The 21607-nt window shown below is 63.0% G+C and carries 18 protein-coding genes; 11 read left to right on the top strand and 7 right to left on the bottom strand.

Annotation, left to right across the window (positions count from 1 at the left end):
- Positions 1-19 precede the first annotated feature (19 nt).
- The 5 genes from NKJ46_RS01080 to NKJ46_RS01060 all read left to right on the top strand — a co-directional run bounded on the left by NKJ46_RS01080 (position 20) and on the right by NKJ46_RS01060 (position 5364).
- Complete coding sequence (locus NKJ46_RS01080; protein ID WP_292653900.1) at positions 20-1030, top strand: ABC transporter permease; 1011 nt, start codon at positions 20-22, stop codon at positions 1028-1030.
- Positions 1031-1196: 166 nt separating this feature from the next.
- Complete coding sequence (locus NKJ46_RS01075) at positions 1197-2135, top strand: sugar ABC transporter substrate-binding protein (protein ID WP_254820381.1); 939 nt, start codon at positions 1197-1199, stop codon at positions 2133-2135.
- Between the two features lie 33 nt (positions 2136-2168).
- Positions 2169-3677 carry a sugar ABC transporter ATP-binding protein gene (locus tag NKJ46_RS01070; protein ID WP_352660802.1) on the top strand — a complete coding sequence of 503 codons (1509 nt, stop codon included), beginning with the start codon at positions 2169-2171 and terminating at the stop codon, positions 3675-3677.
- Positions 3678-3805: 128 nt separating this feature from the next.
- The gene (locus NKJ46_RS01065) at positions 3806-4570 is read left to right on the top strand and encodes an SDR family oxidoreductase (RefSeq protein WP_352660799.1); all 765 of its coding nucleotides are present in this window, start codon (positions 3806-3808) and stop codon (positions 4568-4570) included.
- An 8-nt stretch (positions 4571-4578) separates the two neighbouring features.
- Positions 4579-5364, top strand: a complete 786-nt coding sequence (locus NKJ46_RS01060) for a glucose 1-dehydrogenase (protein ID WP_352660797.1) — start codon at positions 4579-4581, stop codon at positions 5362-5364.
- A gap of 53 nt (positions 5365-5417) precedes the next feature.
- Here NKJ46_RS01060 and NKJ46_RS01055 read toward each other — a convergent pair whose 3' ends face one another.
- Positions 5418-6494 carry a D-alanine--D-alanine ligase family protein gene (locus NKJ46_RS01055; RefSeq protein WP_352660795.1) on the bottom strand — a complete coding sequence of 359 codons (1077 nt, stop codon included), beginning with the start codon at positions 6492-6494 and terminating at the stop codon, positions 5418-5420.
- 558 nt (positions 6495-7052) lie between these two features.
- Here NKJ46_RS01055 and NKJ46_RS01050 point away from each other — a divergent pair.
- The 4 genes from NKJ46_RS01050 (at position 7053) to NKJ46_RS01035 (ending at position 12879) form a co-directional block, all read left to right on the top strand.
- Entirely contained in the window at positions 7053-8027 is a 975-nt protein-coding gene (locus NKJ46_RS01050) for an ABC transporter substrate-binding protein (RefSeq protein ID WP_292653893.1), read from the top strand.
- Between the two features lie 74 nt (positions 8028-8101).
- A complete protein-coding gene (locus NKJ46_RS01045; RefSeq protein WP_352660793.1) occupies positions 8102-9178 on the top strand; it encodes a quaternary amine ABC transporter ATP-binding protein in 1077 nt (358 codons plus the stop codon).
- Positions 9175-11157 (top strand): ABC transporter permease, encoded by a 1983-nt coding sequence (locus NKJ46_RS01040; RefSeq protein WP_352660791.1) that lies wholly within the window; start codon positions 9175-9177, stop codon positions 11155-11157. Before NKJ46_RS01045 ends, NKJ46_RS01040 begins: the two co-directional genes overlap by 4 nt.
- 159 nt (positions 11158-11316) lie before the next feature.
- Entirely contained in the window at positions 11317-12879 is a 1563-nt protein-coding gene (locus tag NKJ46_RS01035) for a hypothetical protein (protein WP_352660789.1), read from the top strand.
- Between the two features lie 123 nt (positions 12880-13002).
- On the opposite strand, the gene NKJ46_RS01030 is transcribed toward NKJ46_RS01035, so the two are convergent.
- Genes NKJ46_RS01030 through NKJ46_RS01010 form a run of 5 tightly spaced genes read right to left on the bottom strand, consistent with a single transcriptional unit; the run spans position 13003 to position 17793 of the window.
- Positions 13003-14184: a M20 aminoacylase family protein gene (locus NKJ46_RS01030; RefSeq protein ID WP_352660786.1), complete on the bottom strand. Its 1182-nt coding sequence runs from the start codon at positions 14182-14184 to the stop codon at positions 13003-13005.
- 45 nt (positions 14185-14229) lie between these two features.
- On the bottom strand, positions 14230-15003 hold the full coding sequence (locus NKJ46_RS01025; protein WP_352660783.1) for an amino acid ABC transporter ATP-binding protein: 774 nt from the start codon (positions 15001-15003) through the stop codon (positions 14230-14232).
- Positions 14990-15910, bottom strand: coding sequence for an amino acid ABC transporter permease (locus NKJ46_RS01020; RefSeq protein ID WP_352660780.1), 921 nt, complete (start codon positions 15908-15910; stop codon positions 14990-14992). Before NKJ46_RS01020 ends, NKJ46_RS01025 begins: the two co-directional genes overlap by 14 nt.
- 8 nt (positions 15911-15918) lie before the next feature.
- On the bottom strand, positions 15919-16785 hold the full coding sequence (locus tag NKJ46_RS01015) for an ABC transporter substrate-binding protein (RefSeq protein WP_352660777.1): 867 nt from the start codon (positions 16783-16785) through the stop codon (positions 15919-15921).
- 33 nt (positions 16786-16818) lie between these two features.
- A complete protein-coding gene (locus tag NKJ46_RS01010) occupies positions 16819-17793 on the bottom strand; it encodes a substrate-binding domain-containing protein (RefSeq protein ID WP_352660774.1) in 975 nt (324 codons plus the stop codon).
- 109 nt (positions 17794-17902) lie between these two features.
- On the opposite strand from NKJ46_RS01010, the gene NKJ46_RS01005 reads away from it, so the two are divergent.
- Complete coding sequence (locus NKJ46_RS01005) at positions 17903-19240, top strand: aminotransferase-like domain-containing protein (protein ID WP_352660771.1); 1338 nt, start codon at positions 17903-17905, stop codon at positions 19238-19240.
- Positions 19241-19266: 26 nt separating this feature from the next.
- Here the strand turns inward: NKJ46_RS01005 and NKJ46_RS01000 are convergent, their stop codons facing one another.
- Positions 19267-20625 (bottom strand): trimethylamine monooxygenase, encoded by a 1359-nt coding sequence (locus NKJ46_RS01000; protein WP_352660768.1) that lies wholly within the window; start codon positions 20623-20625, stop codon positions 19267-19269.
- 260 nt (positions 20626-20885) lie between these two features.
- On the opposite strand from NKJ46_RS01000, the gene NKJ46_RS00995 reads away from it, so the two are divergent.
- A complete protein-coding gene (locus tag NKJ46_RS00995; RefSeq protein WP_352660765.1) occupies positions 20886-21599 on the top strand; it encodes a helix-turn-helix domain-containing protein in 714 nt (237 codons plus the stop codon).
- Positions 21600-21607: the final 8 nt, after the last annotated feature.

The raw sequence follows: 21607 nt of genomic DNA, 5'->3' as shown, positions 1-21607 counted from the left end.
TTGCTGTGGAGGAGACAAAGTGGCTGTGAGCAACGACGCAAGCGAGTTGAAAGCAGGCTCTGGTGCGCAGGCTACGGCGGGCGCAAAGTTTTCGGCTGTCTTTGCCGGAACCATGGGTCCGCTGATCGGGCTGGTTCTGCTGTGCCTGGCGCTCTCGCTGACCACCGACACCTTCCTGACTGTCCGCAACATTCTCAATGTGCTCGACCAGGTCACCGTGCTCGGCATCATGGCGATCGGCATGACGCTGGTCATCCTGATCGGCGGCATCGACCTGTCCGTCGGCTCAGTGCTGGCGCTGGCTTCCATGGTGATGGGCTTCGTCGCCCATCCGGACTATCTCAATCTCGGCCTGCCGGCCGGCATCGCCGCAGCCCTCGTCGTCGCCGGCCTTTGCGGGCTGGTTTCGGGCCTGCTGGTGACGGTCACCAAGCTGCCGCCCTTCATCGCCACGTTGGCGATGATGTCGGTGGCGCGCGGCCTCGCCAACATGATCACCGACGGCTCGCAGATCGTCGGCTTTCCCGACTGGTTCACCAGCCTGTCGATCATCCGCCATTTCGGCTTCCTGTCGGTCACCGTCGGGCTGATGATCGTGCTTGCCGTCATTTTCGCGATCTTCCTGAACTACCGCGCCACCGGCCGTAGCCTCTACGCAATCGGCGGCAGTGCCGAAGTCGCCCGGCTGTCCGGCATACCGGTCAAGTCGCTGACAAATTGGGTCTATGCGATCTGCGCCGTGCTGGCCGGTCTCGCTGGCATCGTGCTTGCCGCGCGGCTCGATTCCGTCCAGCCGAGCTCCGGCCTCGGATACGAACTCGACACGATCGCGGCGGTGGTAATCGGCGGCGCCAGCCTGTCGGGCGGCGTCGGTTCGATAGGCGGCACAGCCATCGGCGTCCTCATCATTGGCGTGCTGCGCAACGGACTGAACCTGCTCGGCGTCTCGCCCTTCATCCAGCAAGTGGTTATCGGCGTGGTGATCGCGCTGGCGGTGGCCACCGACACCTGGCGCCGCAGGGCGCAATGAAGAATGGGGCGCAATGAAGAATGGGGCGCAATGAAGAATTGGGCTCAATGAGATTCGCCCCGATATTCGGGCGAAAACGGATCGGTGATCCGAAACTGGGAGTTGTTCGGCCAAGGGGCGCCGCGATGCGCGGGCAGGACAGATTGAACATCAACGGAGGAATAACATGCTGACCAAACGTTCATTGCTGCTTGCCGCAGCGGCCGTCATCCCGCTGCTTGGCCTGTCCGACATGGCCTCGGCCAAGGAGGCCAAGAAGCTCGGCCTCGCCGTCGCCAATCTGCAGGCCGACTTCTTCAACCAGATAAAGCAGTCCGTCGAAGCCTACGGCAAGGAAAAGGGGATCGAGGTCGTTACCGTCGATGCCAAGGGCGATTCGGCGACCCAGGTCAGCCAGGTGCAGGACCTGATCACGCAGAACATCGATGCGCTGATCTACATTCCAGCCGGCGCCACCGCCGCCACCGTGCCGACCAAGACCGCCAAGGCTGCCGGCATCCCAGTCATCAATGTCGACCGCAACGCCGACGGCGCACCCGGCGATACCTTCATCGCCACCAACAGCGTGGCCTCGGCCAAGGCGGTTTGCGACTACATCGCCAAGCAGGCTGGCGGCAAGGGCGAGCTGATCATCATCCACGGCCAGAAGGGTACGACGCCCGAGGTCGATCGCTCGAAGGGCTGCGGCGAAGCGCTGAAGGGCTATCCCGACATCAAGGTTGTCGGCGAATTGTGGAGCGAAGGCTGGCACCAGGACGAAGGCTTCAAGCTGACGCAGGATTTGTTGCAGTCGCACCCCGACGTGTCGATCGTCATCGGCCAGGCCGATGCGCTGGCGCTCGGTGCGGCGCAGGCCGTCAAGGTCGCCAATCCCGGCCACAAGGTCTGGGTTGCCGGCTTCGACGGCGACGTGGCGGCGCTCAAGGCACTGAAGGACGGTGTCTTCGACGTGACCGCGACGCAGCAGACCCAGGGCATGGGCCGGCTTGCCGTCGACGCGGCAATCAAGCTGGTGGCCGGCGAGACCATTCCCGCCGAACAGCTGCAGGATGCGACGCTGACCACCAAGGACAATGTCGAGCAGTTCATCGCCAAGCATCCCTGATTGAGACCAGTCCGGCAGTCGACGAGCGCAACGATGTCCACCGATCCTCGCCACACGCACAGCCCCCATAACGGGCTCGTCGTCAGCGGCCTCTGCAAGAGCTACGGGCCGGTGCAGGTCCTGGCCGATGCGAGCTTCGAGGTGCGGCCGGGCGAGGTCGTGGCGCTGCTTGGCGAAAACGGCGCCGGCAAGTCGACTGTCTCGAACATCATCGCCGGGTCGACGAAACCCGATGCCGGCACCATCACCTGGCGGGGGAACGCTTATTCCCCCGCCAATCCTGCCGCGGCGATCGACGCCGGCATCGGCATGATCCACCAGGAGCTGAAGCTCTTGCCCGATCTGTCGGTCGCTGAAAACGTCTATGTCGGGCGCCTGCCGATGCGCGGCGGCCGCATCGATCGCGCGGCAATGAACGCACGGGCATCGGCCCAGTTGAAGCGCCTCGGCCTCGATGTCTCGCCCGAGCGCAAGGTGCGCACGCTGCGTATCGCCGCCCAGCAGCAGGTCGAGATCGCCAAGGCGCTGACGCTCAATGCCGAGCTGCTGATCTTCGACGAACCAACGGCGGCCCTTGGCGGCGAGGAAACGGAGCTCCTGTTCCAGCAGATCCGCAAGCTTAAGGCGGAAGGCATGTCCTTCATCTATATCAGCCACCGGCTGGACGAGATCGCCCAGATCGCCGACCGCGTGGTGGTGATGCGCGACGGGCGCATCGTCGCCCGGCACGAGCGCGCCGACATTCCTGTGCGCACTGTGGTCGAGCAAATGGTCGGCCGCAGTGTCGAGCGGATGTTCCCTACGGTATCGGCGCCGGGCAGCGACACGCTGCTCGAAGTCGAGAACCTGTCCTCGCCGGAACGCAGCTTTCAAAATGTCAGCTTTTCAGTGCGGGCCGGCGAAATCCTCGGCATTGCCGGGCTGATCGGCGCCGGCCGCACGGAGCTGGTGCGGGCGATCGCCGGTGCCGATCCGATCTCATCCGGCTCGGTGCGCGTCGCCGGCAAGCCGGTGCATCTCAATGGCCCGGCGGCGGCGATCAAGGCCGGCGTCGTGCTGGTACCGGAAGACCGCAAGGCACAAGGCGTGGTGCTCGACCAGACGATCGGCGAGAATCTGGCGATCGGCAATTTCGACCATGTCGCGCCGAACGGCTGGGTGTTTCCGAGGGCGGTGCAGAAATTCGCCGAGGCTGGCATTCGCAGGCTCGGCGTCAAGGGCCGGCCGAACCAGGCCGTCAGCAAGCTTTCAGGCGGCAACCAGCAGAAGGTGATCATCGCCAAATGGGTGTCGCGCCCGCCCAAGGTGTTCATCCTGGACGAGCCGACGCGCGGCATCGACGTCGGTGCCCGCGCCGCGATCTACGATGTCATCGCCGACCTTGCCCGTTCCGGCATGGCGGTGGTGGTGGTGAGCTCCGACCTTGAGGAAGTTCTCGGCCTGTCGCATCGCGTGCTGGTGCTGAGCCGCGGCCGGCAACGCGGCATTCTCGACCGCAGCGAAGCAAGCAATGTCGCCGTGATGGAACTCGCCACGAGCTAGGACGGCCCATCGAAACAAAGCGCAGCAGGTGGTATCCTCCCGGGCACCAGACCGCGCGGGGCGCCAGCAACAGAGAGTTGGCGCCCCTTTATTTCCGGAGGACGGCGGTTGGAGCAGAGGGACCGACGATGAAACTATTCGAACTTCATGGTGACGTGGCACTTGTGACAGGCGCCGGCAGCGGCATCGGGCAAGCGATCGCCATTGGGCTGGCCGAGGCCGGCGCCGACATAGCCTGCTTCGGCCACGCCTCGAAAGGCGGGCTGGAGGAGACCGCGCACCGGATAACGGCACTCGGCCGCAAAGCGCTGGTGCTGAACGGCACAGTGACTTCAGAGGCCGATCTCGCGGCTGCGATCGAGCGTACGGAGGCGGAACTCGGCGCGTTGACTATCGCCGTCAACAATGCCGGCGTCGCCGGAGCTGAGCCGGCAGAGACGCTGTCGCTGGAGAAATGGCAGAAGGTCTACGACGTTAATGTCAGCGGCGTGTTCCTGTCCTGCCAGGCCGAGGCCCGCGCCATGCTGGCTCGGCGCAAAGGCTCGATCATCAACATCGCGTCGATGTCGGGCTCGATCGTCAATCGCGGCCTGACCCAGGCGCATTACAATTCGTCGAAAGCCGCAGTGATCCACATGTCGAAGAGCCTCGCCATGGAATGGGCGGATCGCGGCCTGCGCGTCAATGTCGTCAGCCCCGGCTACACGCTGACGCCGATGAACAAGCGGCCGGAGGTCGCCGACCAGGTCAGGATCTTTGAGCGCGACACGCCGATGGGCCGCATGGCGGCGCCGGAAGAGATGGTCGGCCCGACCGTGTTCCTGGCCAGCCGCGCCGCGAGTTTCGTCACCGGCATCGACCTGATCGTCGATGGCGGCTTTGTCTGCTGGTAGGAGAAAAGATGCAGAAGCGATTCCAGGGAAAAACGGCGGTCATCACCGGCGCCAGCGGCGGCATCGGCGCGGCAATAGCCAGGCGCTTCGCGGCGGAAGGTGCCGCGGTCGTCGTCAGCGCCATCGACGCGCGCGTCGACGAGGTTGCCGCCGATCTGAAGGCTGCGGGCGCCAAGGTCGCATCGCTGCGCATGGACGTAACCAGGAAAGACGAGGTCGTCGCCCTCTATGACCTGGCCGAGCAGGAGTTCGGCCGCGTCGACATCTCCGTACAGAATGCCGGTGTCATCACCATCGCCAGGATCGAGGCGATGACCGAGGCCGAATGGGATAAGGTGATGGCGGTCAACACCAAGGGGGTGTTCCTGTGCTGCCAGGAGGCGATCGCGCGCATCCGCAAGCATGGCGATGGCGGCCGGCTGATCAACACCGCATCCGGCCAGGCGCGGCAGGGTTTTATCTACACGCCGCATTATGCGGCGTCGAAATTCGGCGTCGTCGGCATCACCCAGAGCCTGGCCAAGGAAGTGGCCAAGGAGAAGATCACCGTCAACGCGATCTGCCCCGGCATCATCGACACCGACATGTGGGCCTATAACGATGCCGCGTGGGGCAAGTTGATGGGCGATTACAAGCCCGGCGAGCTGATGGCCGAATGGGTGAAGAACATCCCGATGGGCCGCGCCGGCAGCGGCGAGGATGTCTCCGGCCTGGTCAGCTTTCTGGCCAGCGACGATGCGGCCTACATCACCGGCCAGACCATCAATGTCGATGGCGGCCTGATCATGTCGTGAGCGGCGCGGGTCAACCTACCATCGACCGGGATATGAAAGCCGCTTCGCTGCGTTCAGGCTGCTCGGCCCGCCCGTGCCAATCCATGTTCCACGAGTCGGTCGATGATTTCGGAATAGCTGACGCCGCTTGCCGCCATTGCCTTGGAATACATGCTGATATCGGTGAAGCCGGGGATGGTGTTGATTTCATTGACCAGGAACTGCATGTCCGGCGTCAGGAAAAAGTCGATGCGCGCCATCCCGTCACAGCCGACGGCTCTGAAAGCCCTTGCAGCCACATCCCGCATGCCTGCCTCGACCTCGGGCGGCAGTTCGGCCGGCACTTTTAGCACAGCGCCGTTCTCGTCGATGTATTTGGCATCGTAGCTGTAGAAATCGTGGCTTTCCGCCGGCACGATCTCGCCTGGCCGCGAGACGAACAGGTCGCCTGCCGGTTCCTCCAGCACGCTATATTCGATCTCGCGCCCACGAATGAATTCCTCGGCCAACAGCTTGCAATCGTGCCGGAAGGCTTCAGCAAGCGCTCCATCGAATTCCTGGCTGGCATGGACTTTTCTGACGCCTACAGACGATCCCTGACGCGCCGGTTTGATGAAGAACGGCAGGCCGAGTTCGCTTTCCAGCATGGCGAAGGCAGGCGCCGCACCTTCATGGATCGTCACTGAGCGCGCGATTGGCAGCCCCGCGGCTGCCAGGAGCCGTTTGCCGATGTCCTTGTCCAGCGCGGTTGCCGAACCCAGGATGCCGCAGCCGGCGAGCGGCACCCGAGCCACCTCCGCCACCCCCTGCACCGAGCCATCTTCGCCGTGGAGGCCGTGCAGGACCGGAAATAGGATGTCGATCTTTGGCAGATCATAGGGCGTGCCGTGGGCCGGGATCGCCATCATCCGCCCATGCCCGCCCGGAACCAGGCAAACTTCCATGCCGCCCGCAGGCTTTGCGAGCGTACCATCCTCAAAGCTGCTCAGCAGCCACTGTCCTTCGCGCGTGACGAAGATGGGGACGGCATCGAATTTGGCGGGCAGCAGCGCCCGCATGACATTGGTTGCTGAAAGCACCGAAACGTCATGTTCGGCGGAACGTCCGCCAAAGAGCACGGCAATTCGCAGTCTGTTCAAGGAAGAGGTCATGAAAGCCTCGGATATGATCTGATGTTGAAACGGTCAGAAGCCGACGGCGATACCGCGGTTCGCAAAGAAGTAAGGCGCTTTGGTCTGCTGCATTGTGTCGATATCCTGTCCTCGCGGCTCGCATACGGGATGACCGGCAACCTTGGCTTTTTTCAAACCCATCTACGGGTCCATGCAAAAAGACGGGCCGTGAAATTGGCACCGGGGTTCGTTGCGCGACGTGAACGTTGGTATATATAATTTCATCTCATGAAAGTGGCTCTGGTCGAGTTGCCGAGCCAACAGCCGAGATCATGGGACTTTGATGGTTTGCCCTCAAGACCGGCGATCGATCCGTGGATGACTGCTTCGGCAGCAATCCTTCGGCGATCATGACGCGGCCGGTCCCGCCACATCTTCACCAATTTGGGCACCACCCCGTTTTGCGCCGGCATCCGCTTCGGCAGCATTGTGGCGCCTACGGCCTTGCGCAACGACCAGCTTTTCCAACACAATCAAAAAAAGACGCAAGAAGGGAACTAACGATAATTTCCACCAGAGCTTGACAGGAGAACAAGCATGTCACTTCGGAGCATGATTTCAAATTTCTCAATGGGAGCCTTAACACTTGCCGCCGCAAGTGCACTGACACCTTCGGCCTATGCGGCGGCGCCGGAATCCAACGACCCGATCAAGATCGCGCTGTTCGACTGGACCAGCGTCAATCTGAACGCCAAGATCCTCGGCGGCATCCTCGAAAAGCTCGGCTATACCGTCGAGTACCCGACCGCCGACTATCTCTCCAGCCTGACCACCGGCCTTACCAATGGCGACATCGATGTCGGCCTGGAATTCTGGGACACGACGGCCGGCGAGGCGATGAAGGCCTCGGACGCGACGGGCCAGACCGAACGCCTCGGCAAGCTCGGACCCAAGGCCAAGGAAGAATGGTGGTTTCCCGAATACATGAAAGAGAAATGCCCCGGCCTGCCGAACTGGGAGGCGCTGAAGGACCCAAAATGCGCGGAGGCCTTTTCGACGGCCGAAACGACACCGAAGGGGCGCTATCTCGGCGGCCCGGTGACATGGGAAGGTTTTGACGACGAACGCGTCGAGGCGCTGAAACTGCCCTTCACCGTCATCCATGCCGGCACCGATGCGGCGATGTTCGCCGAACTGGACTCGGCCTATCAGCGCAAGGCGCCGATCATGCTGTGGATCTATTCGCCGCATTGGGCGCCGGCCAAATACAAGGGCGAATGGGTCGAATTCCCCGACTATACGACAGAGTGCTACACCGACCCGAAATGGGGTGTGAACCCCGACGCGAAATATGACTGCGGCAAGCCGCATGGCGAGATCTGGAAATATTCCTGGGCCGGCATGAAGGACAAATGGCCGGTGGCCTACAAGGTCGCGAAAAACTACACGGTCGATACCGACGAGCTCAACAAGATGAGCGGCCAGATCGATCTCGAAGGCAAGACGCCGGAAGACGTCGCCGCCGCCTGGATCGCCGCCCACGAAGCCGACTGGAAAGCCTGGGCCGAGTGACCGTCTGACTGGAAATCCGACGACCCGGCCATTCGTGGCCGGGTCTCGATCCCGTGTTCCAGAAGGACGATCGCATGACCGATACGATTGAACAGGCGGCGAAAGCGGGCAACGATGCCCGCCCGATAAAGCTTGCCTGTCGCAATGTCTGGAAGCTGTTCGGGGCGGACGCAGCCAATTTCATCCGCCGGCGCGACGGCAAGGCCAGCACGGCGGACATCGCCGCCGCCGGACTGGTTGGCGCGGTGCGCGCCGTCGATCTCGAAATCCGCCAGGGCGAGATCTTCATCATCATGGGACTTTCGGGGTCAGGCAAGTCGACGCTGGTGCGCTGCATGTCGCGGCTGATCGAGCCGACCCACGGCAAGGTCGAGTTTGAAGGCAAGGACCTGCTCAAGATTTCCGATGCCGCGCTGATCGAGCTGCGACGCCATCGCATGGGCATGGTTTTCCAGAATTTTGCCTTGCTGCCGCATCTCAACGTACTGGAGAACATCGCCTTTCCCCTGGGCATCCAGGGGCAGGACCGGCCGACGCGCGAGAAGCGGGCCCGTGAAGTCATCGAGCTGGTCGGCTTGCGCGGCCGCGAGCATTTCTATCCGCGCGAGCTTTCCGGCGGCCAGCAGCAGCGAGTCGGCATCGCCCGCAGCCTCGCCACGAAGCCGGAAATCTGGTTCCTCGACGAGCCGTTCTCGGCCCTCGATCCGCTTATCCGCCGTGAGATGCAGGACGAGCTGATGCGGCTGCAGACCATGCTGCACAAGACCATCGTCTTCATCACCCATGATTTCGACGAGGCCATCCGGCTGGCCGATCGTATCGCCATCATGAAGGACGGCGAGGTCATCCAGATCGGCATGCCGGAAGAGCTGGTGGTCAACCCGGCGACCGACTATGTCGCCGAATTCACCCGCGACGTCGACCGCGCCAAGGTGATCTCGGCGCGCAGCCTGATGCGCGCCTGCGACGGCACTGAGTACGGCGGCACGGTCGCGCCGGATGCCAAGATATCAAGTTTTTCGGCAGATATTGTCTCTGCCGGCAAGCCCTTCGCGGTGGTCAACGGCACCGGCAAGCCGATCGGTGAAGTCACGCCGCAGGCGGTGATCGATCTTCTCGCAGGCATCGAGCGTCGTGGGGCCGGCGCATGACCGTCGCGGCAAGCGCCAGCGCAGCGAGGCCCCGGCCGGTTCAAACCTGGCTGGCGATCTGGGCCTGCGCGCTCGCCGCCGTGCTTATCGTCTTCCTGCTGCAGGAAAGCCTGCCCTGGGCGGTCAATTATCCGGCCGGCGCGATCGTTCCTGTCGCAGACTGGGTCGGTGCGCTGATGAACTGGGTGAAGTCGAACTTCTCCTGGCTGACCCGCTCGATCACCGCGGTGCTCGGCGTGCCGCTCGATTTCGCGCTCGGTCTTCTGGCCAAGAATTTCAAGATCGGCCATGGCGCGGATATGATCGTCTTGCCGCGCCTGTCCTGGGTCGGCGTCTGCGCTGCCGCCTATCTTGCCGGGCGCGCCGCCGGCGGCTGGAAGCTGGGCGCGCTGGTCGGCGGCTGTTTTCTCTACATCGCGCTGTTCGGGCAGTGGACCAGCGCCATGCTGACGCTGGGCCTGATCTCGATCGCCGTGCCGTTTTGCATTGTCGCCGGGCTGTTCGCCGGCATCTGGGCATGGCGCAAACCTTGGGCGGAGAGGCTGTTGATCTCCCCTGCCCTCGATCTGATGCAGACGATCCCGACCTTCGCCTATCTGATCCCGATGCTGCTTCTGTTCGGCAACAGCCCGGTCTCGGCAATGATCGCGACGGCAATTTTCGCGACGCCGCCAATGGTGCGGGCGACGATGCTCGGCCTGTCGCGGGTGCCGTCGGAGATCGACGATTTCAGCGAGATGGCCGGCTGCACGGCACGGCAGAAACTGTGGCGGGTGCTGTTGCCGTTGGCGCGGCCGACATTGATGGTCGGCGTCAATCAGGTCATCATGCTGGGGCTCAATATGGTGATCATCGCCTCGATGATCGGCGCCGGTGGGCTCGGCTATGACGTGCTTTTGGCGTTGCGCGCGCTCAGGGTCGGCGAGGCGATGGAAGCTGGCCTCGCGATCGTCGCACTGGCAATTGCCCTCGACCGGCTGAGTCAGGCGATCGCGCACAATTACGCCAAGGGCAATGTCCGCCATCAGGCCAGCACCAGCTTCTGGCGGCGCTATCCCAATCTGACGCTGGCCGTTGCCATCCTCGCCGTCACCACGCTGCTCGGCCTGTTTGTGCCGGCCTTCGCCGCGGTGCCGAAAGCGACCACCTTGACCACCGCGCCTTTGTGGCAGGCGGCGGTGAACTGGACCACCATCAACTTCTTCGACACGATCGAAGCGTTCCGCGTGGCGCTTATCCTCAATGTGCTCAACCCGGTGCGCGCCTTCTGCGAGGGCTTTCCGTGGCTGGGCGCGGTGTGTCTCCTCGGCCTTGCCGGCTACCAGCTCGTCGGCTTGCGCCTCGCCGCCCTGGTTGCGGCATTGACCGCGTTCTGCGCCGTCACCGGCCTTTGGGAAAAGACCATGGCGACGGTCTATTTGTGCGGCATCTCGGCCTTTATCGCCTGCCTGATCGGCATCCCGATCGGGCTCACGGCATCGCGCAGCGACCGCTTCGAAAAGATCGTCACGCCGGTCATCGACACGCTGCAGGTGCTGCCGTCGTTCTGCTTCATCATTCCAGTGGTGATGCTGTTCAGGGTCGGCGACGTCACCGCGATGATCGCCACCGTCGCCTTCGCCGTGGTGCCGGCCATCCGCTATACCAATCACGGTATCCGGCAGGTGCCGCCGGCGCTGATCGAGGCGGCGAAGGTTTCCGGCTGCACCAGGCGGCAGACCTTCTTTCGCGTGCAACTGCCGCTGGCGTTGCCCGAGATCATGCTCGGCGTCAACCAGACCATCCTGATGGCGCTGGCGATGATCATCATCTGCGCGATGGTCGGCACTCGCGATCTCGGCCAGGAGGTGTTCATCGCCCTGTCCAAGGCCGATTCCGGCCGCGGCATCGTCGCCGGCCTGGCCATCGCCTTCATCGGCATCGTCGCAGACCGGCTGTTCAACGCCTGGACGGCGAAGGCTCGGGCAAGGCTGGGATAGTCCGGAACAGGACGGCCTCAGGAAGCTGCCGCCAAGCGCGCCGGTAAACGGGGCACCGATCCCTACGCCTAAAGACATAGCCATTCGGGATTATTGCTCGTTTTTGCCTCACATCGTACGGCTGTCATGGGACGGGTAGGCTCAACAGGAGAGCGGATAATGTCTAAACGCGTTCCCTTTACTACCGGTGATCTAGCAGATCATCAGTGGGGTATCGATGACGCCCTCACAGGCGATCCAAATACGAATATCTTGACCGGCGATGCTGGCGGCAGCCTGCTCGATTTCTCAAGAGGCGGCAACGACACCTTTACGGAAACCGCACCGTCGACCTACACCTTCTACGGCGACGCGGCTCGGAGCTTGTTCAATTTTGCTCGGGGCGGTGACGATACCTTCACCACGGGGCTGTCATCCTCCACCACCACTGCCTTTGGTGACGCGGGCGACGACATGTCGGACCATGGCAGGGGCGGCAACGATACCTTCAACAGTGGAGTGGCAAGGCAGGTAGTCGATACCTTCTATGGTGACGCCGGCGGCAAGATGTTCGGCTATGCCCGGGGCGGGGATGACACTTTCCTGACCAGCACTGTACAAGGAGCTACCCACACCTTCTACGGTGATGCTGGCGGCGAAATGTCGGATCACAGCAAGGGCGGCAACGACACCTTCCAGGGCTCCAGGCAGGCCACGAACACCTTCTTCGGTGACTCCGGCAGCAACATGTCTGGCAACGCGCAGGGCGGCGACGACAACTATACGAGCCGGACCGACTCGCTCAACACTTTCTACGGCGATGCCGGCGGCGATATGTCGGGCAACAGCAAGGGCGGCAACGACACGTTCACGGGCGCCTTCTTTTCCACCAGCACTTTCTTCGGCGATGCCGGCGGTGACATGTCGGACCATGCTCAGGGCGGCGACGACCATTACACGGATCTGGGTGGGGCGATCCCGAACAAAACCCTCTTTGGCGACGCGGGCGGTGATCTTTCCGGTTTTGCCAAAGGCGGCAACGACAACTTCACGAGCGCTGGTGGATCCCTGATAAGTTTCTACGGTGACGCGGGCGCCAACATGTCCGACCACGCTCGCGGTGGCGACGACACGGCCGTGCTGCAAGGCACTCATAACTTAGGGTATGGCGATGCGGGCACGATACTCGGCAACGCTGTGGGCGGCAATGATTCCCTGACTGGCGGCGACAGGAGCTCCGGTCCGGATGTTCTAAGCGAGTTGTACGGTGACGCCCTCGCCATGTCTGGTTCCGCCCAGGGCGGCAACGACATTCTTACCGGGGGCAACAACAACGAAAGCGGCCAGGTCCGTAACTTCCTGTGCGGCGACGCCCTGCAAATGTCCGGTTCGGCCAAAGGTGGAAACGATACCCTGTACGCCGGGAGCGCGGCACCCGGCTGCACCGTCATCAACGACATGTGGGGTGACGGGCAACTGAGCGAACTGGCTCAGGGCGGCAGAGATCAATTCATATTCAAGGACGATGGTTCAATGACGGTCGGAACCCAAAACACCATCTACGACTTCAGCCAGACCCAAGGCGACACCATTGTGTTTAGTGGCGTGGAGGGCGTGCAATCGTTCGATGATCTCACAATTGCGCAAAGTGGAACCGACACCATCATTACCGCGGGAGTCGATCAAGTTACTCTCGCAAACTTTACGAACCCGCTGACGACGAGTGACTTTTTGTTCGTCTGAAACCGAAGCTCTTATCGCATTCGAAGAGCGGGAATGCGTGAGAATTCGTTGTGCATCGTCGCGCGGCCGGTCGCCCCAATTCTGCTCGACCGGCCGATCGACAATCCAAGCCGCAGTTATGAATCAAGCGGCCAGGAATCTTTCGGTCAAACGAGCCCAGAGCGCTGCGCCGACGGTCAAATTGCCGTCGTTGAAATCATATTTCGAGCTGTGCAGGATGGCTGAATCCTCGCCGTTTCCGAGGCGCAGGAAGCAACCCGGTTGGTGTTCGAGGAAATAAGAAAAATCTTCGCTGCCAGGGATCAACGGGCAGACGGACACCTTGTCCTGACCGACGAGTTCGACAGCGATGTCTGTCGCAAAGGACGTCTCGCGCTCGGAATTGACCACCACCGGGTAGCCGCGCTCGTAATCGATCTCGACCATTGCGCCATGCGCCTGCGCCACAAGTTCTGCGATGTTGCGGATACGCTGCTCAAGCGTGTCGCGGATCTCGGCCGAGAAGGAGCGGACGCTCAGCGTGATCTCGGCGTGTTCCGGGATGACGTTGGAGGCCGTGCCGCCGTGAATGGTGCCGACGGTAACGACAGCCGTCTCGATCGGGTTGACGTTGCGCGACACAACCGTCTGCAGGGTCATGATGATGTTGGCGGCAGCGACGATCGGGTCGACCGTCAGGTGCGGGCGCGAGGCGTGGCCGCCACGCCCGGCGATCCTGATGGTGACGGTATCGCTCGCCGCCATCAGCGGCCCGGCGCGTATCAGGAATGAACCCGCCGGCGCGCCCGGGTGGTTGTGCAGCCCGAATATCGCATCGCAGGGAAAGCGTTCGAACAGGCCGTCGGCGATCATCGCCTGCGCCCCGCTTCCCTTGCCGGCTTCCTCGGCCGGCTGGAAGATGAGGTTGACCGTGCCATTGAAGTGCCTTGTGCGCGCCAGGTATTCGGCCGCGCCGAGCAGCATCGTGGTGTGGCCGTCATGACCGCAGGCGTGCATCTTGCCGCTGGCCTGGCTAGCATAAGGGAGATTGGTCGCTTCGGTGATCGGCAGGGCGTCCATGTCGGCGCGGATGGCGATGCTGCGGCCGCTGCCCTGGCGCAAGCGACCGACGACCCCGAGGCCGCCGACATTGCGCGTCACCTCATAGCCCCAGCTTTCGAGCCGTTCGGCAACGTATGCAGCCGTCTCGTACTCCTGGAAGGAAAGCTCGGGATGCGCGTGCAGGTGCCGGCGAGCCGCCGCAAGCTCGGCAGCCTTGTCGGCGAAGTCGGAAATATCGGCGAACTGGTTGGAGGTCTTTGGCATGGGAGGTCCTTTGCCGGCCGAGCAGGTAATCGCGCCGGCTTTGCTTTAGATGAAACGGCTTAAGAAAGCCCGCGTGCGCGGGTGCCTGGGTTTGGCGAGAACCTCGTCCGGAGGCCCAGCCTCGATCACGTTACCGTCGTCCATGAACACCACCCGATCCGCCGCTTCGCGGGCGAAGCCGATCTCATGCGTGACCACGATCATGGTCAAGCCCTGCCTGGCGAGATCGCGCATGGTGGCGAGCACCTCGCCGACCAGCTCCGGATCGAGCGCCGACGTCGGCTCGTCGAAGAGCATCAGTTTCGGGCGGATGGCGAGCGCACGGGCGATGGCGACGCGCTGCTGCTGGCCGCCTGAAAGCTGGCGCGGATAGGCGTCGATCTTGTCGGCGAGACCGACACGGGTCAGCAGCTCGCGGGCGTAGCCGATCGCCTCCTTGCGGTTCTCCCGGTGAACGCCGACCGGAGCCTCGATGACGTTCTGCAGGGTCGTCATGTGCGGATAGAGATTGAACTGCTGGAACACCATGCCGATCTTGCGCCGCTGCGCGGCGATCGCGCGGTCGGAAAGCTTGTCGAGGCGGCCGTCGCGCAACCGGTAACCGATCTGCTCGCCGTCCACCTCGATCGACCCTTGGTCGATCGCCTCCAGATGATTGATGCATCGCAGGAAGGTTGATTTGCCGGAGCCCGACGGTCCGAGAATAACCACCACCTCGCCAGGCGCGACGTCCAGGTCGATGCCCTTCAGCACCTCGAGTGGGCCGAACGCCTTGTGAACGTTGCGCGCCCGCACCAGGGGCGTCTCATGCGCGCTCATTGGCAGCCTCCAGGGTGGCGGTCGCCGTCTTCTCGCGGGCGCCGCGGTCACCGCGGCTGTAGTGGCGTTCGATCGCGCCCTGCGCGACGTTGAGAACCGAGGTGATCAGCAGATACCAGAGCACTGCAACCATCAGCAGCGGAATGATTTCGAAGGTGCGGTTGTAGATCGACTGCACCGAGTAGAGCAGGTCGGCCATGGCGATGACGCTGACAAGCGACGTCGCCTTGATCATGCTGATCAGCTGATTGCCGGTCGGCGGCACGATCGAGCGCATCGCCTGTGGGATGATGATGCGCCGCAAGGCCCGCGCGCGCGTCATGCCGAAGGCTTCAGCCGTTTCGGCCTGCCCCTTGTCGACCGACAGCAGCCCACCACGGATGATCTCGGCCATGTAGGCGGCCTCGTTCAGCGCCAGACCAAGAACCGCGGCCGTCAAAGGCGTGATCAGGTCGTTGGTGTTCCAACTGGCGAAGCCGATGGAAATGCGCGGAAACAGCGTCGAAAGGTTGTACCACAAGATCAGTTGCACCAGCAGCGGTGTTCCCCGGAAGAACCAGATGAACAGGCCGGAGAGGAAGGATGCCAGCCTGTCCTTCGACATGCGCGCGATGGCGAGCAGCAGGCCGAGCGCGATACCCAGGATCATCGCCACGATCGTCAGGCCGAGCGTTACGGAAAGCCCCTGCATGACCGTCGGATCGAAGAAATACTGAGCGACGACCGGCCAGCCGAAATTCGGGTTGGCCGCAACGATATAGGCGAAGCTGGCCGCCACGGCGACGGTGAACGCCCAGAGCGCCAGCCGGACGATCGGAAACGGCCGGTGGGCTCGTTTGACATCGCGCAGCGCGTCGTCGGGACGTCGCGGCAGCCCGGCCGTGTAGGCAGCGGTCGCGTCGGTCATGGCAGCCTCTACTGGCCCTGGTTGATGCCGGGCGCGTCGATCATGTTCTTCTCGAGGCCCCATTTCTTCATGACCGCGGCGTAGGTGCCGTTCTTCATCAGGATCTTGAACGCGTCGAGCAGCACGCCGCCCAGCGGCGAGCCCTTCTTGACGACGGCGCCTTGATAGATGTCCTTGAAGCCGTTGGCCTGGCCGACCCCGGCGAGTTCCAGCTGGCCCTTCGCCTGCTCGACGAAATAGGTCAGCGGCGCCTGCGAGGAGAAAAATGCGTCGGAGCGTTTCGACCGGACGGCCAGTATCGAGCTCGGCTGGTCGGTGAATGATTGCACCTCGACGGCCGGCTTGCCGCCTTCGGTGCATTTCTGCACCTGCTGCTTGATGACCTTTTCGGCCGAGCCACCCGACATGACGGCGATGCGCTTGCCGCAAGCGGTGTCGAGCGAGGTGATGCCTTGCGGGTTGCCCTTCTCGACGGTGAAGACGACGTATTCGCGCACCCAATCGATGAAGTCGTTGGATTTCTGGCGGTCGGGATAGTCGCCGACAGGCCCCATCGCGAACTGATAACGGCCGGCATTGATGCCGCTCAGCAACGCCGGCAGGCCGGCGACCGAGGCGTGATCGACCTCGACCCCGAGCAGCTGGCCGATGGCGTCGGAAATGTCCCTGGTTGCCCCGGTCAGTTCGGTGCCGGTGACGATCTCATAGGGCGGGAACGAACCGTTGTTGACGGCTGTGATCTTTCCCGCCGTGCGGATCTCTTCCGGCAGCCGGGCGCGCAAATCCTCGTTCACCGATTGCTTCTGGATATCCTGGGCAAAGCTGGCCTGCGCCAGCATGACGAGCGAGGCGAATATGAAGCTGATTTTCCTCATGGCACTCTCCTTCGTGTTCTTCGTTGTGCGTTGTCAGGCTGCGGTGGCCCGCGACTTGGTCTCAAAAGGAAACAAGGCTTCGGCAGAAATCCGTTCCGCCAGAATGCCTTGGGTATGTAGCTCGGTGACGAAATCCTCGATCATGCGTCGATTGGCGGCCAGGCCGCTGGTGTTCCATGACTGAGGCAGGTCGCGCCCCGCATGAAGCAGCTCCTCGAGGATCCAGGGCGAGGTGTCGGCATATTTTCGGCGCCTTGCCGTCCAGACGCGCTGGCTTTCGTCGATCAGCCTGGCGAGTTCGTGAGGCAGCCAGGGGTGTTCCCTGGCCAGGGCAGCCTTGACGGCGACCAGATGCATGCCCGGGACATAACCGACGTCGGCGAAATAGGCGCGTTCGGCCGCGCGAAAATCGCGCAGCACTTGCCGGAAGCCGGAAGCCGGGCCGAAAAAGCCGTCCGGCATGAAGGGCGTGAAAACAGCGTCGAGCTCGCCTTGCGCCAGCAGTTCCATCATCGGGCGTTCGCCTGGTGCTGCTTCGATGCGCCCCGGCCTGCCGAATCCGTCGAGGCGGTCGGCGATCGGGTGCTCGGATGTCAGCCTGCCGGCGAACCAATAGGCATCCTCGACGCCGACGCCTTCCCGGCGAAGCGCCGCCCGCGTCCATGTGTTGCCGGAATCACGCCAGCCGGTGACGCCGATGCGTTTGCCGGCAAGGTCGGAAAGCTGTTCCAGCGGGCTGGCCTCGACCGTGATGATGCAGCGATGGCGAAAGCCGCGCATGATGAAGCACGGTAGTCCAATCACCGTATCCCGGCCCGAAGCCATGGCCGACACATAACGGCTGAACGAGACCTCCGCCGCATCGTAGTTCGGATCGGTGCCGAGATCCGCGATCAGCGTGGCGACGCGGTCAACCTTCACCGACAGGCGGCTCGACGTGACGTCACCCAGCACCAAAGGGGTGAGGTAGTCCCAATCGCGGGTGGCTATAGTGATGGAGACGGGCATCGGCGTGAACTTCAAAGCTATGTTTGACCGGCGATTGGTAAATGTTTATTTTTGACCGATCAAATGTTATTATGTTACTGAACATTAGCTTTGACGGTCGCGGGTGCCGATGGATTTCGATGCAGGATGGTTCGCTGAACGCCTTGGCGACCGCACGATGCGCGGCATCGCGCGCGAGACCAGTGCGCTGATCAGAAGCGGCGCGCTGCCTGTCGGTGCAAAACTTCCGCCGGTGCGCGATCTGGCCTATGTGCTCGGCGTCAGCCCGGCGACTGTCTCGCAAGCGTGGAGCGAGCTGCGGCGCTACAAGATCATCGGCGGCCGCGGACGCAACGGCACCTGGATCATGGGCAACCGCTTTGCCGCCCGGCCGGAGCGCCACATGAGCGGCGGCAATTACGGTGCGGACGTTTTGAACCTGGCGATCGCGGAGCCCGATGTGCAGCTCTTGCCGCCGCTCGGCATCGCGCTGGCGCATGGCGCGCGCGCCGAAAAGCTCAACAGCTACGAGCGAGTGCGCATCCTGCCCGAGCTGGAGGCCGCAGTGCGCCCGTCATGGCCGTACGATCCCGGGGCGTTCCTGGCTACCAATGGCGGCTACAACGCCATCTACACCTTGCTGCATGCGCTGGTCCCACCGGGGGCGCCGGTGGCCATCGAGAACCCGACGGCGCTTCGCCTGCTCGACATCCTCGAAGATCTCGACGTGCCGATCATCCCGGTGGACTGCGACAGCGACGGCCCCTTGCCGGAGGCACTCGCCAACGCGCTGCGGCAGCGGCCCGTCGCGTTCCTGTTCCAGCCGCGCGTCCATTCGGTGACCGGCGCCTGCATGTCGTCGGCGCGGCTGGAAGTCATCGGCGACCTGCTCGCCGGCACCGACGTGCTGATTGTCGAAGATGACGGCGTCGGCGATATTGCCTCGGCGCCGCGCATTTCGCTGGGCCGGCGTTTTCCCGATCGCGTCGTCCATATCCTGTCCTATTCCAAGACCCATGGCCCGGACCTGCGGCTCGCCGTGCTGTCCGGATCCGCGACGATCGTCGAGCAGATCCAGTCCTATCGCAGCTTCAGCTCGGGATGGACCAGCCGTATCCTGCAGGCGGCCACCGCCTGGCTGCTGCAAGACCCGGCCACGGCTGCCCTCGTTGAGCAGGCGAAGGAGGTGTATCGTCACCGCCGCGAACGGCTCGCCGGCGAACTGGCGAAACGCGATGTCGCGATCGACGCCGGATATGGTCTCAGCGTCCTCATTCCGGTTGCTTCGGAACCCTACGCGATGGTCACGCTGGCCGCCCACGGCATCGCGGTCCATGCCGGAGCGAAGTTTTCGACCGGAAAAACGAACGCTGTCCGCGTCGCGACCAGCATCCTGGACGAGGAGCACCTCGAGCACGTCGCAAATTCCCTGGCGCTGGCAGCCGACCCGGCGCGGGAAGTTGTCTGAGGCAAGGCAATCGTCGTTCGGACTGCCTACTCCGCCGCCACGCCCTTCACCTCGAGATAGCTCTCCATCGAATCGTCCATCGCTTGCAGCCAGGGCGTATGGTGCAGCGGCGCCATCGTGCCGGTCATCAGTGAGCGATAGGAATGGTCGCGGAAGCCCATAATGTCTTCCGCCTTGTGGTGCTCCCATTCCATGAAGGTCTGATTGACCGCCTCGACGTCGAAGCCCGGATAGTCGGTCTGCTCCATCAGCTCCCTGGTGTAGTCGCCCTGGAACCAGATCATCTGCTCGGCGTCTTCCAGCGTTTCCTCGCGTGCCCGCCATTTCTGGCCGTGCTCGGCCATTGCTTCGGCCGAGGGCAGCTTGATGCGACCCATGATGACGTCGCGGGCGAACCAGGCCTGCGCGTCGAACATGTTGAAGGTGTAGAACTGGTCCTGCATGCCGATATAGGACAGCTTCGGGTTTTTCTCCCAGACGACGCCCTCGTAGAGCCCGTCCGGCCACATGCGGTTGGCGGTCTTCAGCTTCAGGTCTTCGGTCAGGAACGGGAAGGAATGGAGGTAGCCGGTGCACAGGATGATGGCGTCGACGTCTTTGGTGCTGCCGTCCTTGAAATGCGCCGTCTTGCCGACGACCTTCTGCAGCAGCGGCACTTCCTTCCAGTTCTCCGGCCATCTGAAGCCCATCGGCTTCGAGCGGTAGCTCGAGGTGATCGATCGGGCGCCGTATTTGTAGCATTGCGAGCCGATGTCCTCGGCCGAATAGGAGCGGCCGATGATCAAGATGTCCTTGCCCTTGAATTCCATCGCGTCGCGGAAATCGTGGCTGTGCAGGATGCGGCCGTTGAAGGTCGAGAAGCCCTCGAAATAGGGAACGTTGGGCACGGAGAAATGGCCCGAAGCGACGACGACATTGTCGAACTCTTCCGAGTACGTGACGTCGTTGGTGCGGTCATGCGCGGTGACGGTGAATTTTTTTGTCGTTTCGGAAAAGGTGACCATGCGCACCGGGCTGTTGAAGCGCACCCATTGGCGCACGCCGGATTTTTCGACACGGCCCTTGATGTAGTCCCACAGCACGGCGCGCGGCGGATAGGAGCCGATCGGCCGGCCGAAATGCTCCTCGAACGTATAGTCGGCGAATTCCAGGCATTCCTTCGGGCCGTTCGACCAGAGGTAACGGTACATCGAGCCGTGCACCGGGTCGCCGTGCTCGTCGAGGCCGGTGCGCCAGGTGTAGTTCCACAGGCCGCCCCAGTCGGACTGCTTTTCGAAGCAGACGATCTCGGGAATATCGGCGCCCTTGTCGGCAGCCGACTTGAAGGCCCTGAGCTGGGCCATGCCGGACGGCCCGGCTCCGATGACGGCAACACGATCTTTCATTGCGGGCCTCCCGATCTCATTTCCCTAACGAAACAAATTTCACTGACAGGACAGTAATTGCCCCTTCGATGCTGTCAACAGGGCTTGTCGCGAAACCCTCGTTTCACCACGCTGGATTTCCAAGCGAGGCCCGACCTCGGGAGAAATCCGGACCGCTGACAAGTCGCCACAAGTGGCTTGCCGTAGCAGTTGCGCTTCTGTATCGGCACCGAATATGTTCACCGTGAGTGAAATGAATCGGCAAGGTCCGGGGTGGCGAAATGGCGAGAAAAGCATCCAGTCTGAAGCATGATGCCGGCGCCGCGGCGGGCAGAGCCAAACCCGCCGCGATCGAGCCGCGCAAGATACGCGTGCCGCTCACCCAGAACCCGCACGCCATTCGCGACACCCGCGAAAAAGTGCTCGAGGTCGCGATCGGCCGCGAGGTGCGGGCATTCCGCAAGAAGCTCGGTATCACCGTCGCCGATCTGGCTGCCGCCACGGACATTTCGCTTGGCATGCTGTCGAAGATCGAGAACGGCATCACCTCGCCGTCACTGACCACGTTGCAGGCGCTGTCGCGGGCACTCGGTGTTCCCGTCACCGCCTTCTTCCGCCGCTTCGAGGAAGAGCGCAGCGCCGTCTTCGTCAAGGCCGGCGAAGGCCTCGACGTCGAGCGCCGCGGCACGCGCGCCGGCCACCAGTACAATCTGCTCGGCCATATCGGCTCCAACACCAGCGGCGTCGTCGTCGAACCCTATCTGATCACGCTGACCGAGGATTCCGACGTGTTCCCGACCTTCCAGCACGAGGGCATGGAATTCCTCTATATGCTCGAAGGCGAGGTGGTTTACCGGCACGGCAGCAATCTCTACCCGATGAAGCCCGGCGACAGCCTGTTCTTCGACGCCGACGCGCCACACGGGCCGGAAGTGCTGAGCGTCCTTCCGATGCGCTATTTGTCGATCATCTGCTATCCGCAGAGCGCGGGGTGAGTTGGCAA

This window comes from Mesorhizobium sp. M0166, assembly GCF_040322255.1.
Lineage (GTDB): Bacteria > Pseudomonadota > Alphaproteobacteria > Rhizobiales > Rhizobiaceae > Mesorhizobium.
This window is presented reverse-complemented; position numbering and strand designations above follow the sequence as displayed.

Excerpts from the sequence above, each read along its gene's own strand:
- NKJ46_RS01075 (WP_254820381.1), top strand. The coding sequence starts at position 1,197 with ATGCTGACCAAACGTTCATTGCTGCTTGCCGCAGCGGCCGTCATCCCG.
- NKJ46_RS01070 (WP_352660802.1), top strand. The coding sequence starts at position 2,169 with ATGTCCACCGATCCTCGCCACACGCACAGCCCCCATAACGGGCTCGTC.
- NKJ46_RS01065 (WP_352660799.1), top strand. The coding sequence starts at position 3,806 with ATGAAACTATTCGAACTTCATGGTGACGTGGCACTTGTGACAGGCGCC.
- NKJ46_RS01060 (WP_352660797.1), top strand. The coding sequence starts at position 4,579 with ATGCAGAAGCGATTCCAGGGAAAAACGGCGGTCATCACCGGCGCCAGC.
- NKJ46_RS01055 (WP_352660795.1), bottom strand. The coding sequence starts at position 6,494 with ATGACCTCTTCCTTGAACAGACTGCGAATTGCCGTGCTCTTTGGCGGA.
- NKJ46_RS01050 (WP_292653893.1), top strand. The coding sequence starts at position 7,053 with ATGTCACTTCGGAGCATGATTTCAAATTTCTCAATGGGAGCCTTAACA.
- NKJ46_RS01045 (WP_352660793.1), top strand. The coding sequence starts at position 8,102 with ATGACCGATACGATTGAACAGGCGGCGAAAGCGGGCAACGATGCCCGC.
- NKJ46_RS01040 (WP_352660791.1), top strand. The coding sequence starts at position 9,175 with ATGACCGTCGCGGCAAGCGCCAGCGCAGCGAGGCCCCGGCCGGTTCAA.
- NKJ46_RS01035 (WP_352660789.1), top strand. The coding sequence starts at position 11,317 with ATGTCTAAACGCGTTCCCTTTACTACCGGTGATCTAGCAGATCATCAG.
- NKJ46_RS01030 (WP_352660786.1), bottom strand. The coding sequence starts at position 14,184 with ATGCCAAAGACCTCCAACCAGTTCGCCGATATTTCCGACTTCGCCGAC.
- NKJ46_RS01025 (WP_352660783.1), bottom strand. The coding sequence starts at position 15,003 with ATGAGCGCGCATGAGACGCCCCTGGTGCGGGCGCGCAACGTTCACAAG.
- NKJ46_RS01020 (WP_352660780.1), bottom strand. The coding sequence starts at position 15,910 with ATGACCGACGCGACCGCTGCCTACACGGCCGGGCTGCCGCGACGTCCC.
- NKJ46_RS01015 (WP_352660777.1), bottom strand. The coding sequence starts at position 16,785 with ATGAGGAAAATCAGCTTCATATTCGCCTCGCTCGTCATGCTGGCGCAG.
- NKJ46_RS01010 (WP_352660774.1), bottom strand. The coding sequence starts at position 17,793 with ATGCCCGTCTCCATCACTATAGCCACCCGCGATTGGGACTACCTCACC.
- NKJ46_RS01005 (WP_352660771.1), top strand. The coding sequence starts at position 17,903 with ATGGATTTCGATGCAGGATGGTTCGCTGAACGCCTTGGCGACCGCACG.
- NKJ46_RS01000 (WP_352660768.1), bottom strand. The coding sequence starts at position 20,625 with ATGAAAGATCGTGTTGCCGTCATCGGAGCCGGGCCGTCCGGCATGGCC.
- NKJ46_RS00995 (WP_352660765.1), top strand. The coding sequence starts at position 20,886 with ATGGCGAGAAAAGCATCCAGTCTGAAGCATGATGCCGGCGCCGCGGCG.